Origin of the sequence: Mycobacterium sp. (genome assembly GCF_049278535.1) — a bacterium.
Taxonomy (GTDB): domain Bacteria; phylum Actinomycetota; class Actinomycetes; order Mycobacteriales; family Mycobacteriaceae; genus Mycobacterium.
Genome location: NZ_JBAPMI010000266.1, coordinates 1 through 11,673 on the forward strand (window position 1 = coordinate 1; position 11,673 = coordinate 11,673).

Below are 11,673 nucleotides of genomic sequence, written 5' to 3' on the forward strand. Positions count from 1 at the left end.
GCGCTCGGTCGGCGTCGGCTCGCCCGCTTCGTCCACGACGTCGGGTTCCGGCTGCTGCCCGGCGGGCTGTCCGCCGGCCGCGCCCTGGGCGGCCGCAGCCTCGCGCAGCTGCGACGCCATCGGCTCGGGCAGCTGCACCGGTAGCGGCGTACGCACCGGCAATGGAGTGTCGCCTCGGCGAATAACGGTGTCCAGCAATGCATTTCGTGCTTCTTCGGTCAGCGCGTCCACGGTCTCGGCGGTGGCGTTGACCACACACCGGATCATCCACCGGTACCCGTCGACCCCGATGAACCGCACCACCCCGGTCGCGGTGCCGAGCACTTCACGGCCCCAGCGGCCATCCTCGATGGTCACGTTGGCGCCATCCTTGCGAAGCGACTCGGCCAGTTCACCCGCGACCTCGCGCCACAGACCACCCGTCTTGGGAGCCGCGTACGCGGCGACGGTGAAGCGGCCGTTGGCCGTCACCACCCACACCGCGCTGGGCACACCGGTCTCGGTCAGCTCAACCTGTAGCTGGGCCTCCGGGGGCAGCGGCAGCAGCACGGCACCGAGGTCGAGGCGGCCTTCCGTGGCAGCCGTGGAGTCGTCGAAATCCTCGATGTCGAACGGGCCGTCGAGGTCGTCGGCAACCCGGTTCTCGACGTCGACATCCCGCGTTCGGTGTGCGCCCGCGGGTTCCGGCTCGTCGGCTGGCTGCTCTTTGGGTTTACGTCTACCGAATGCCATCACAAACTCGCATGTCCGCCGGAGGAGCCGTGGCCGCCGTCGCCACGCGTGGTATCGGCCAGTCCAGCCTCGTCGAACGAGGACACCTCGACCAGGTCGACCAACTCGACCCGCTGCACCAGCAGCTGGGCGATCCGGTCGCCACGGTTGACGACAATCGGCGCCGCGGGGTCGAGATTGATCAGCGAAAGCTTGATCTCACCACGGTAACCCGCATCGATGGTGCCGGGGCTGTTGACGATCGAAAGCCCCACCCGCGCAGCTAATCCGGACCGCGGATGCACCAGCCCCACCATCCCGACGGGAATTGCCACCGCGATTCCAGTCCCCACCAACGCGCGGTGTCCGGGCGCCAGCTCGACGTCTTCGGCGCTGTAGAGGTCCACGCCGGCATCGCCGTGGTGGGCCCGGACGGGCAGCGGAAGCCCGGGGTCGAGACGAACAACCGCCAGACTGGTCGACACGGGGGCACAGATTACCCTTGACCGGATGTCAGAGACGCCAGTCACGCCGCAAACCTTGCGGTACCGCGAGCGTTTGTGGGTGCCGTGGTGGTGGTGGCCACTGGGTTTCGGCCTGGCGGGGCTGATCGCCGTCGAGGTCAACATGGGCGTCCCGAGTCTCCCGGACTGGCTCCCGTTCGCAGCATTGTTCGTGGTGGCAGCCGGGGCTTTGTTGTGGCTGGGCCGCGTCGAGGTCCGAGTCACCACCGGTGCCGGCGGAGTCGAATTATGGGCCGGCGAGGCGCATTTGCCTGTCACCGTGATCGCCCGGTCGGCGGACATTCCCCGCTCAGCGAAGTCCGCGGCGCTCGGGCGCCAACTCGACCCGGCGGCGTATGTGGTGCACCGCGGCTGGGTCGGCCCCATGGTGCTGGTAGTTCTGGACGACGCCGACGATCCGACCCCATATTGGCTGGTGAGCTCGCGGCACCCGGAACAGGTGTTGTCGGCGTTGCGCAGTTAGTCGGCAACTCTCCGATGAGCGCGGTCAGGCCGCGCAGTCCGTACAGATCATCACGCCGTTCTTCTCGCTGGCGAGCCGGCTGCGGTGCTGCACCAGAAAGCAACTCGAACAAGTGAACTCGTCAGCCTGCTTGGGAATCACGCGGACCGACAACTCTTCGCCGGACAAATCGGCCCCGGGCAGCTCAAATGACTCGGCGGACTCGGTTTCGTCGACGTCGACAACCGCCGACGCCGCTTCGTTTCGCCGTGCCTTGAGCTCCTCGAGAGAGTCCTCTGAAACGTCGTCGGTTTCGGTACGCCGTGGGGCGTCATAGTCGGTAGCCATCGTCTGTCCCCTCATAACCCTGCAAGCAAAGCTTTGTACCAGCGTCGAACGCATCCGCAAAACGATTCGTGCCCGTATCGCGGGGTGTTCAAGTGTGATTTACGTCACATCAGCTATTTAGCCGCACTACCTCCCGCTAAACATCGCGCTTTAGAGTGCGTACGTGGTCGCGCAAATCACTGAAGGTACAGCGTTCGACAAGCACGGTCGCCCGTTCCGTCGTCGCAACGCTCGGCCCGCCATCGTCCTGCTGGTCGTGCTCCTGGTGGCCAGCGCGGTGGTGTGGACGATCGCGCTCACCCGGCCGACCGAAGTACACGAGGCGACGGTGTGCAACCCACCCCCGGAGCAGAGCGATCCCGGTCAGCCGCATCTGGGTACCGCGGTGTCGCGCAGCACGATGGTCAACGTCGCTCCGGCGAAACTGGCCGACGCGAAAGTCCGTGTCCTCAACGCCAGCGGGCGCGGCGGTCAGGCCGCAGACGTCGCCGGCTCATTGCGAGACCTGGGATTCGCGCAGCCGGCGGCGGCCAACGACCCGGTGTACGCCAAAACACGGCTGACGTGTCAGGGTCAGATCCGCTTCGGCGAGGCCGGCCAGGCCGGTGCCGCGGCGGTGTGGCTGGTGGCGCCGTGCACCGAGCTGTACCGCGACGATCGCAACGACGATTCTGTCGACCTGGCGATCGGCACCGAATTCGGCGCGCTGGCACACAGCGATGACATCGCCGCGGTCCTGGCCGGACTACGCCCGGGCGCCACCGAGCCGGCCGATTCTGCGCTGTTGGCGAAGATCCACGCCGGCAACTGCTGACCGCGGGCCGGTCAGCCCGGAATCGGTGCCAGACCGTCGAATTGCCCCAGCGCGGCAAGCAACTGGTCGGCGATCCCCGGCGCGGCAGCGACCACCAGGGCAGCAGTTCGCTCTGGGTCGCCAGGCTCCGGCAACAACACCCGCGCACCGGCCTCGGCCGCGATGAGCGCCCCTGCGGCGCTGTCCCACACGTGCAGACCGTGCTCGTAGTAAGCGTCGAGCCGGCCGGCCGCGACCATGCACAAATCCAGTGCCGCAGAACCGATCCGGCGTACGTCGCGGACTACCGGCAGGATCTTGGACACCAGTTCGGCCTGGACGGTGCGGCGTCCTGCGGAGTAGGCGAACCCAGTGCCGACGAGCGCCAGCGAAAGGTCGTCGACAGCGCTGCACCGCAGCCGTCGGGTGCCCTCGGCGTCGGCGACATGCGCGCCCAGTCGGGTCGCCGCCGAGTACAGCCGGCCACCGACGACATCGGCGACCGCGCCGGCCACCGAGACACCGTCGATCTGCGCAGCCACCGACACCGCATACGCAGGGATCCCATAGACGAAGTTCACCGTGCCGTCGATGGGGTCCAGCACCCACGTCACTGCGCCGGGCGCGATCGCCGAATCGGTCGGTCCGCCGATTTCCTCACCGAGAACAGCGTCACCGGATCGTAACTGCGCCAACCGATCACGCAGCAGCTGTTCGGTTTCGGTGTCCACGACGGTCACCGGATCGGTCGGGGTCGTCTTGGCTTGCACCGCGTCGTCGCCATCCGCGCCCGCGTCGGCGCCGAACACCTCGCCACGGCGTCGCCGCACAAAGGCGGCCGCCTCACCGGCCAGCGTCTCGGCCACCGTGCGCAGCTGTGCCGGTTGGTTATCAGGTGTACTCACCGACTCATCGCATCACAGGTATTGCCGGGTTCGGCAACGTCGGGGTAACACGCCGACCAACCGCGCAGCTACGCATTAGGGTTTGGTCGACGCCTACGTCTCGCCGAGGAGATTCGATGACCAGTGCCGACTCGAGCAGCCCCGCGCCAGCCGTCGGCGGGACCGAGACGCCGCCGCGCCGTGGTTTCGGGATCGACGTCGGCGGCAGCGGCATCAAGGGCGGCATCGTCGACCTGGACACCGGCGAACTCGTCGGCGACCGGTACAAGCTGCTGACACCGCAGCCGGCCACTCCGTCGGCAGTGGCCAAGACGATCGCCGCCGTCGTCAACGAGTTCGGCTGGACCGGACCGCTCGGCGTCACCTATCCGGGGGTGGTCACCCAGGGCATCGTGCGGACCGCCGCCAATGTCGACAAAAAGTGGATCGGCACCAACGCGCGCGACATCATCAGCGCCGCTTTGCACGGTCAGGAAGTCGTCGTGCTCAACGACGCCGACGCCGCAGGACTGGCAGAAGAGCGCTACGGCGCGGGCAAAGACACCACCGGCGTGGTGGTGCTGCTCACATTTGGAACCGGAATCGGGTCGGCGGTCATTCACAACGGGATATTGCTACCCAACACGGAGTTCGGGCATCTCGAAGTCGGCGGAAAAGAGGCCGAACACCGCGCCGCCTCCTCGGTCCGGGACAAGCGCGGCTGGAGCTACGAAAAGTGGGCCAAGCAGGTGACGAAAGTGCTGGTCGCCATCGAGAACGCAATGTGCCCGGAGCTGTTCATCGCCGGCGGCGGCATCAGCCGCAAAGCCGAGAAATGGGTGCCGCTGCTGAAAAACCGCACTCCGGTGGTTGCCGCCGCCTTGCAGAACTCCGCCGGAATCGTAGGCGCCGCGATGGCGGCGACGCGCGACGTGACGCACTGATTGGCGTGCTCTGGCGGGGGTATCGCCCTGCTGTCGTTACAATGGTCACCGGCAGCCGCCCGACCGATAGCGGCGAATATCCACCCTGATATTCGACGCCATCATCCGACATAGCCGACATCTCCGGTTGACCATGCCTAGAGCACCGGAAGTTGAGTTCTACCGAAGGGGTTTACGTGGCAGCGACCAAAGCACGACCGGCAACCGATGAGCCGGTGAAGCGCACCGCCGCCAAATCCCCCGCCAGCACTCCGGCAAAGCGTTCGCCGGCCAAGGCCGCCAACGGCGCCGCCACCAAGACCGCTAAAGCACCGGCCAAAGCTGCCAAAGCCGCAACGGCAACCAAGACCCGCACCGCCACCAAGACCGCGGCGGCCAAAGCGGCGCCGACCCGTGGGCGCCCGAAGAAAGCGACCTCGAAGGGCGCCCCCGACGCTGCGACCACACCGGCCGACCTCGAGACCGACCAGCAAGACCTCGACGCAGACGCCGAATTGGAGGGCGGGCCGGGCGACGACATCGAACTCGATGCCGAAGACCTGAACCTCGAAGATCTCGAAGTCGACACGCCCGATGATGAGACCGTCGCAGCGCCGGCCGATACCGACGAAGCGGCCGTGAAAAAGCCGGCCAAAGCCGACGAGGTGGATGCCGTAGAAGACGAGGAAATCGTCGAGCCGAGCGAAAAGGACAAGGCCTCAGGCGATTTCGTCTGGGACGAGGATGAGTCGGAGGCTCTGCGGCAGGCCCGGAAGGATGCCGAGCTGACGGCGTCGGCGGACTCGGTTCGCGCTTACCTCAAGCAGATCGGGAAGGTGGCGCTGCTCAACGCCGAAGAGGAAGTCGAGCTGGCCAAGCGGATCGAAGCCGGGCTGTACTGCACCCAGCTGATGGTTGAGTTCACCGAGAAAGGCGAGAAGCTTCCCGCCGCGCAGCGCCGTGACTATCAGTGGATCTGCCGCGACGGTGACCGCGCGAAAAACCATCTGCTGGAAGCCAACCTGCGACTCGTGGTGTCACTGGCCAAGCGCTACACCGGCCGCGGCATGGCATTCCTCGACCTGATCCAAGAGGGCAACCTCGGACTCATTCGTGCGGTCGAAAAGTTCGACTACACAAAGGGTTACAAGTTCTCCACCTATGCGACATGGTGGATCCGCCAGGCCATCACCCGCGCCATGGCTGACCAGGCCCGCACCATCCGCATCCCGGTGCACATGGTCGAGGTGATCAACAAGCTGGGCCGTATTCAACGCGAGCTGCTGCAGGACCTGGGCCGCGAGCCCACACCCGAAGAGCTGGCCAAGGAAATGGACATCACCCCGGAGAAGGTGCTGGAGATCCAGCAGTACGCCCGGGAGCCGATTTCGCTGGATCAGACCATCGGTGACGAGGGTGACAGCCAGCTCGGCGATTTCATCGAAGACAGCGAAGCGGTAGTGGCCGTCGACGCGGTGTCGTTCACCCTGCTGCAGGATCAGCTGCAGTCGGTGCTGGAGACGTTGTCAGAGCGTGAAGCCGGCGTCGTGCGGCTGCGCTTCGGCCTCACCGACGGACAGCCCCGCACCCTCGACGAGATCGGTCAGGTCTACGGCGTCACCCGTGAGCGCATCCGCCAGATCGAGTCCAAGACGATGTCGAAGTTGCGCCACCCCAGCCGTTCTCAGGTGCTGCGCGACTACCTCGACTAGCGACGGCTTGCCCGTCAAGGAACGTGTCGCCCAATTAATTTGACGGCGCCCGTGCCACGACTGCCCTACGTTGACCGGATGCCAACCAGCCGCATCCTGGTCTCGTCCGGTACCGATTTCGAGTCGACAGTCGGTTACTCGCGCGCAGTGCGGGTCGGCTCGCACGTCGTCGTGGCCGGCACGACCGGGCCCGGAGCTCCTGGCGACATCGGCGCTCAGACGCGAGAAGCACTGCGTCGCATAGAGATCGCTCTCAACGAGGCGGGGGCGTCACTCGACGACGTGATTCGCACCCGTATCTATGTCACCGACATTTCTCGTTGGCACGAGGTCGCGGTCGTGCACGCCGAGGTATTCGGCCATATCCGGCCGGCGGCCACCATGGTTGAAGTGAGGGCGCTGATCGCACCGGAGCTATTGGTGGAGATCGAAGCCGATGCCTATTCGCCGAGCACCGGGAACGTGCCGTCCGCGGCCGGCCGGTAGCTGGTGATATTGATCACAGCCTCAACGGGCAAGGCTCCGTACAGATGCGGGAACAGCATCGACTCCGGATCCGTTGCTACACCTAGTTCCCAACGAATGGGCGAGTCCAGACGGGACGTATCGATGTGCAGCAGGACCAGGTCGTCGCGACCTCGGAACAGCCGGTTTGCCGGCAGGTGCACTTGTTCGGGCGTCGACAGATGGACGAACCCGGCGCTGGTAAGCGACGCGGGCCGCAACTGCCCACTGATCTTGGCAGCGGACCAGTCGTCGGTGGGACACAGGTGGACCAGCACCGGCGACGGTTGATTCATACCGACATCCTGCCTCTAGCGCTGAACAGGCAGGGGTGAGAAACGACACAGCGGGTAAACCCGCGGTGAAGACGGCCAAACGCTCAGACATCTGAGACAGTGGACCTAGCAGAACGGAGTAGCCATGAACGCAACATTGACTAGTCCTGAATTAACCCGGGCGGACCGGTGTGACCGGTGCAGTGCTGCTGCGCGCGTTCGCGCCAAGCTGCCCTCCGGCGCAGAGCTGCTGTTCTGCCAGCATCACGCCAACGAGCACGAGGCGAAGCTGATCGAGTTGTCCGCTGTGTTGGAAACCAGCGGCGACCTGATCGGGTCCTAAACACACGACGCGCCACGTGCAAACCTGGCGGTCTGCGTGCCGGTCGGGAATCCTGAACGGGTCATGACCGACCACCCAGTGAAACCTTCGCGGCATCACATCTGGCGTATTACTCGGCGGGCGTTATCGAAAAGCTGGGACGACTCCATTTTTTCGGAGTCCGCGCAAGCAGCGTTCTGGTCGGCGCTGTCCCTGCCGCCACTGCTGCTGGGGATGCTCGGCAGTCTGGCCTACGTAGCGCCGTTGTTCGGGCCCGACACGATGGCCGTAATCGAGCACTATCTGGTGTCGATGTCGAACAAGATCTTCTCGCAAAGCGTCGTTCACGAGATCATCGAGCCGACCATCGCGGACATCGACCGGGGTGCTCGCGGCGAAGTGGTGTCGTTGGGCTTTCTGATTTCCCTATGGGCAGGATCGTCGGCAATATCGGCCTTCGTCGATTCTGTCGTCGAGGCGCATGATCAGACCCCGCTGCGGCATCCGGTGCGTCAGCGCCTGTTCGCGCTGGGGTTGTACGTGGTGATGCTGCTCTTCGTGATCGTGACGGCGCCGCTGATGGTGCGCGGGCCGCGCAAGCTCGCCGAATTCATTCCCGACGGCTTGCAGGACGTGCTGGCCTACGGCTACTACCCGGCGTTGCTCATCGGCCTGGTCGCAACCGTGGTCGTGCTGTATCGCGTGGCCCTGCCGGAACCGATTCCGTCGCACCGACTGGTCTTCGGTGCGGCATTGGCCAGTGTGGCGTTCGTGATCGCCACCCTGGGGCTGCGCATCTACCTGAGATACATCACCGGCACCGGCTACACCTATGGCGCGCTGGCCACCCCCATCGCATTTCTACTGTTTGCGTTCTTCGCGGGTTTCTCGATCATGTTGGGTGCGGAGTTCAACGCCGCCATCCAGGAGGAGTGGCCGGCCCCGCGAACGCACACGCACCGGATGCGACGGTGGCTGGTCAAGCGGGCCAAGGAAGTCGTCGAAGACGCCAGCGCGCCAACGGACGACGAAACACCGCCGGTGCAGACCGGTCGGGTCAGCTCTTCTTGAGCGACTCGTAGATCCGCTTGCAGTCCGGACACACCGGCGAGCCCGGCTTGGCCGACTTCGTCACCGGGAACACCTCGCCGCACAGCGCCACGACATGGGTGCCCATCACGGCGCTCTCGGCGATCTTGTCCTTCTTGACGTAGTGGAAGTACTTCGGGGTGTCGCTGTCGGTCCCGTCGTCGACGCGTTCGTCGGTGTCAGTGCGTTCGATCGTCTGGGTCTCCATGGCACACATTGTGCCGGAACCGGGTGCGCCACCGTGAGCCAAGTTGTGCAACAGTGGAGAAATGAGGCGCAGCCAAGAGCTGGGTTTCGACGACGATGGTCGACCGATCCTCATCACCGCCGCCGCACCCGCGTATGAGGTACAGCACCGTCAACGTGTGCGGAAATATCTGACGATCATGTCATTCCGGATTCCGGCGCTGCTGCTCGCCGCCGTCGCGTACGGCTTGTGGCACAACGGACTTATCTCCTTGGCGATCATCGCCGTGTCGATCCCGCTGCCCTGGATCGCGGTGCTGATCGCCAATGACCGCCCGCCCCGGCGCGCCGACGAACCACGACGCTTCGACGAGCCGGTGCGACGGACTCCGCTCTTCCCCACCGCCGAACGGCCGGCGATCGAGCGCCACAGTCGCTCGACGCAACCGGAACCGCCTCACCCGCAAAGCGACGGTTCCGAATAGTCCGGAGCCGCACCGGGTTCTTAGCACATTCTCAGGGCAAGCGGACATTGCCGCACGTCAACGGGTGTGAGAACGAAGCACAGCGGGAACTACTCACCCGGGTTGGTCGTTGTACCCGATGACAGTTCACGCCCTGAGGAGGCCGCCATGGCAAAAGCCAACAGTATCCGGGTTGATAGCGACCTGGATTCGCAAAGCCCAGCCGCGGACCTGGTGCGCGTGTACCTGAATGGGATCGGCAAAACCGCTTTGCTCACTGCCGCCGACGAGGTTGAGCTCGCCAAGCGCATCGAAGCCGGCCTGTACGCCAAGCATCTGCTCGAGACGCGTAAGCGCCTCGGGGAGAACCGCAAACGCGATCTGGCCGCCGTGGTTCGCGACGGCGAAGCGGCGCGGGGCCACCTGCTGGAAGCCAATCTGCGGCTGGTGGTGTCGCTGGCCAAGCGCTACACAGGCCGCGGGATGCCTCTGCTGGACCTCATCCAGGAAGGCAACCTCGGTCTGATCCGCGCGATGGAAAAGTTCGACTACGCAAAGGGATTCAAGTTCTCCACGTACGCGACGTGGTGGATCCGCCAAGCGATCACCCGCGGTATGGCCGACCAGAGCCGCACCATCCGGCTGCCCGTGCACTTGGTCGAGCAGGTGAACAAGCTGGCCCGTATCAAGCGTGAGATGCACCAGAACCTCGGCCGCGAAGCCACCGACGAGGAGCTGGCTGCCGAGTCCGGCATTCCCGTCGAGAAGATCAACGATCTGCTCGAGCACAGCCGCGACCCGGTCAGCCTCGACATGCCGGTGGGCTCCGAAGAGGAAGCACCGCTGGGCGATTTCATCGAGGACGCCGAGGCGATGTCCGCGGAGAACTCGGTGATCGCCGAACTGCTGCACACCGACATTCGCAGCGTGCTCGCCACGCTCGACGAACGGGAGCACCAGGTGATCCGGTTGCGCTTCGGGCTCGACGATGGGCAGCCTCGCACACTGGACCAGATCGGCAAGCTGTTTGGCCTGTCCCGCGAGCGGGTCCGCCAAATCGAGCGCGAGGTGATGTCCAAACTGCGTAACGGTGAGCGGGCCGACCGGCTTCGCTCTTACGCAAGCTGACCACCCGCACCAGCATCGAAAAGTACGCCCGCCGCACCCACGGCGGGCGTACTGCTGCGCTGGAGTGTTAGCGAACCATTCGTGCAGCTGGGCAAGTAGACTCGGCACCAATGGAGGGTGCGGAATGAACGACCTGGTTGATACCACCGAGATGTACCTGCGGACCATTTACGACCTTGAAGAAGAGGGCGTCACCCCGCTGCGTGCCCGGATCGCCGAACGGCTTGACCAGAGTGGGCCCACGGTCAGCCAGACCGTGTCGCGGATGGAGCGCGACGGGCTGTTGCACGTGGCCGGTGACCGCCACCTCGAGCTGACCGACAAGGGCCGGGCGTTGGCCGTGTCGGTGATGCGTAAGCACCGGCTGGCCGAGCGGCTGCTGGTCGACGTCATCGGGCTGCCCTGGGAAGAAGTGCACGCCGAGGCCTGTCGCTGGGAGCATGTCATGAGCGATGACGTCGAGCGCCGGCTGATGAAAGTGCTCAACAATCCGACCACCTCCCCGTTCGGCAACCCGATTCCCGGGCTCATCGACCTGGGCATCGGCGAGGGGTTCGGCGCCGAGGACGGCAATCTGGTGCGGTTGACGGAACTGCCGGCCGGTCCTCCTGTCGCGGTCGTGGTACGCCAGCTGACCGAGCACGTGCAGGGCGACATCGACCTGATCACCCGCCTCAAGGACGCGGGTGTCGTCCCCAACGCCAGGGTGACCGTCGAATCCAACCAGGCCGGTGGCGTGACGATCGTGATTCCCGGCCACGAGAACGTGAGCCTTCCGCACGAAATGGCTCACGCCGTCAAGGTCGAGAAGGTCTAGCCCCCATTTACACCGCGCGGCGGCCGAACGTCCGTCGCGGAGGAAGCCGTACACCGAGCCGTTCGGCCAGCCGATACCCGGTGACCGCCAGCTCTCGAATGTGCTCGGGCCGCAGGCCCGACTGCAGAGCGGTGTCGAGCATGCCGGCCATCCGGTGACCCGGTTCGCAGCGCAGCGCGGCCTCCAGCGATACCCCGGCCAGCGGTCCGTCGCCGCGGGCGTAGGCGCTGAACGCGAGCAACACCAACGCCTCGGCGCGCCACGGTGTGGGCAGGCTGCGCGACAGCAGCACCCACAGCGCCTCGGCGTCCCCCGCGCAGTGGCCGACCGCGAGGGCGTACAGCGTGTCTCGGACCTCGACATCGGCCAGCCCACCCGCCAGGCCGGCCAGCTCGGCGTCGGCGAGCTGCTGCCCGTCTCCGACCCGGGCGGCAGCAGCCATCGCATCCTCGACGTCGCGACGGACACAGGCCGTCGGATTCGCCCGGTACGCCTCGTCGCGGGTCGCGGCGCGCTCGGCGATCAGCTGGGCCAGCGACGCGCTGCGGAGC

At 65.7% G+C, this 11,673-nt stretch carries 17 protein-coding genes; 10 read left to right on the plus strand and 7 right to left on the minus strand.

The features are described 5' to 3' along the window. Both WAO18_RS18000 and dut read right to left on the minus strand, forming a co-directional pair. Nucleotides 1-735, minus strand: a 735-nt coding sequence (locus WAO18_RS18000; protein ID WP_422207593.1) for a DUF3710 domain-containing protein, incomplete at its 3' end; no start/stop codon positions are given. Continuing rightward, nucleotides 732-1,196 carry a dUTP diphosphatase gene (gene dut / locus WAO18_RS18005; protein ID WP_422207594.1) on the minus strand — a complete coding sequence of 155 codons (465 nt, stop codon included), beginning with the start codon at nucleotides 1,194-1,196 and terminating at the stop codon, nucleotides 732-734. The genes dut and WAO18_RS18000, both read right to left, overlap by 4 nt. 25 nt (nucleotides 1,197-1,221) lie before the next feature. Here dut and WAO18_RS18010 point away from each other — a divergent pair, with 25 nt between their 5' ends. After that, nucleotides 1,222-1,698 carry a DUF3093 domain-containing protein gene (locus tag WAO18_RS18010; protein WP_422207595.1) on the plus strand — a complete coding sequence of 159 codons (477 nt, stop codon included), beginning with the start codon at nucleotides 1,222-1,224 and terminating at the stop codon, nucleotides 1,696-1,698. 24 nt (nucleotides 1,699-1,722) lie between these two features. Here the strand turns inward: WAO18_RS18010 and WAO18_RS18015 are convergent, their stop codons facing one another. Continuing rightward, a complete protein-coding gene (locus tag WAO18_RS18015; RefSeq protein WP_422207596.1) occupies nucleotides 1,723-2,025 on the minus strand; it encodes a DUF4193 domain-containing protein in 303 nt (100 codons plus the stop codon). A gap of 163 nt (nucleotides 2,026-2,188) precedes the next feature. Here WAO18_RS18015 and cei point away from each other — a divergent pair, with 163 nt between their 5' ends. Further along, complete coding sequence (gene cei / locus WAO18_RS18020) at nucleotides 2,189-2,839, plus strand: envelope integrity protein Cei (protein WP_422207597.1); 651 nt, start codon at nucleotides 2,189-2,191, stop codon at nucleotides 2,837-2,839. A gap of 11 nt (nucleotides 2,840-2,850) precedes the next feature. On the opposite strand, the gene WAO18_RS18025 is transcribed toward cei, so the two are convergent. Beyond that, entirely contained in the window at nucleotides 2,851-3,723 is an 873-nt protein-coding gene (locus WAO18_RS18025; protein ID WP_422207598.1) for an inositol monophosphatase family protein, read from the minus strand. 116 nt (nucleotides 3,724-3,839) lie between these two features. Here WAO18_RS18025 and ppgK point away from each other — a divergent pair, with 116 nt between their 5' ends. The 3 genes from ppgK (at nucleotide 3,840) to WAO18_RS18040 (ending at nucleotide 6,823) form a co-directional block, all read left to right on the plus strand. Beyond that, nucleotides 3,840-4,646, plus strand: a complete 807-nt coding sequence (gene ppgK / locus WAO18_RS18030) for a polyphosphate--glucose phosphotransferase (RefSeq protein WP_422207599.1) — start codon at nucleotides 3,840-3,842, stop codon at nucleotides 4,644-4,646. Between the two features lie 176 nt (nucleotides 4,647-4,822). Beyond that, nucleotides 4,823-6,337, plus strand: a complete 1,515-nt coding sequence (locus WAO18_RS18035; protein WP_422207600.1) for an RNA polymerase sigma factor — start codon at nucleotides 4,823-4,825, stop codon at nucleotides 6,335-6,337. 78 nt (nucleotides 6,338-6,415) lie between these two features. After that, nucleotides 6,416-6,823, plus strand: a complete 408-nt coding sequence (locus tag WAO18_RS18040) for a RidA family protein (RefSeq protein ID WP_422207601.1) — start codon at nucleotides 6,416-6,418, stop codon at nucleotides 6,821-6,823. On the opposite strand, the gene WAO18_RS18045 is transcribed toward WAO18_RS18040, so the two are convergent. Next, nucleotides 6,778-7,137, minus strand: a complete 360-nt coding sequence (locus WAO18_RS18045) for a DUF952 domain-containing protein (RefSeq protein WP_422207602.1) — start codon at nucleotides 7,135-7,137, stop codon at nucleotides 6,778-6,780. The genes WAO18_RS18040 and WAO18_RS18045 overlap by 46 nt on opposite strands. Before the next feature lie 124 nt (nucleotides 7,138-7,261). Here WAO18_RS18045 and WAO18_RS18050 point away from each other — a divergent pair, with 124 nt between their 5' ends. Both WAO18_RS18050 and WAO18_RS18055 read left to right on the plus strand, forming a co-directional pair. Then, nucleotides 7,262-7,459, plus strand: coding sequence for a DUF7455 domain-containing protein (locus WAO18_RS18050; RefSeq protein ID WP_422207603.1), 198 nt, complete (start codon nucleotides 7,262-7,264; stop codon nucleotides 7,457-7,459). Nucleotides 7,460-7,522: 63 nt separating this feature from the next. Then, nucleotides 7,523-8,509: a YihY/virulence factor BrkB family protein gene (locus tag WAO18_RS18055; RefSeq protein WP_422207604.1), complete on the plus strand. Its 987-nt coding sequence runs from the start codon at nucleotides 7,523-7,525 to the stop codon at nucleotides 8,507-8,509. On the opposite strand, the gene WAO18_RS18060 is transcribed toward WAO18_RS18055, so the two are convergent. Beyond that, complete coding sequence (locus WAO18_RS18060) at nucleotides 8,496-8,735, minus strand: DUF3039 domain-containing protein (protein WP_331512180.1); 240 nt, start codon at nucleotides 8,733-8,735, stop codon at nucleotides 8,496-8,498. The two genes, WAO18_RS18055 and WAO18_RS18060, sit on opposite strands and share 14 nt — an antisense overlap. 61 nt (nucleotides 8,736-8,796) lie before the next feature. Here WAO18_RS18060 and WAO18_RS18065 point away from each other — a divergent pair, with 61 nt between their 5' ends. From WAO18_RS18065 to WAO18_RS18075, 3 genes are all read left to right on the plus strand, one after another. Next, nucleotides 8,797-9,198, plus strand: coding sequence for a DUF3099 domain-containing protein (locus WAO18_RS18065; RefSeq protein WP_422207605.1), 402 nt, complete (start codon nucleotides 8,797-8,799; stop codon nucleotides 9,196-9,198). A gap of 147 nt (nucleotides 9,199-9,345) precedes the next feature. Beyond that, the gene (gene sigB / locus WAO18_RS18070) at nucleotides 9,346-10,305 is read left to right on the plus strand and encodes a sigma-70 family RNA polymerase sigma factor SigB (protein ID WP_422207606.1); all 960 of its coding nucleotides are present in this window, start codon (nucleotides 9,346-9,348) and stop codon (nucleotides 10,303-10,305) included. Nucleotides 10,306-10,429: 124 nt separating this feature from the next. Next, nucleotides 10,430-11,122, plus strand: a complete 693-nt coding sequence (locus tag WAO18_RS18075; RefSeq protein WP_422207607.1) for an iron dependent repressor, metal binding and dimerization domain protein — start codon at nucleotides 10,430-10,432, stop codon at nucleotides 11,120-11,122. 7 nt (nucleotides 11,123-11,129) lie between these two features. On the opposite strand, the gene WAO18_RS18080 is transcribed toward WAO18_RS18075, so the two are convergent. Further along, nucleotides 11,130-11,673, minus strand: a 544-nt coding sequence (locus tag WAO18_RS18080; protein ID WP_422207608.1) for a DUF4192 domain-containing protein, incomplete at its 5' end; no start/stop codon positions are given.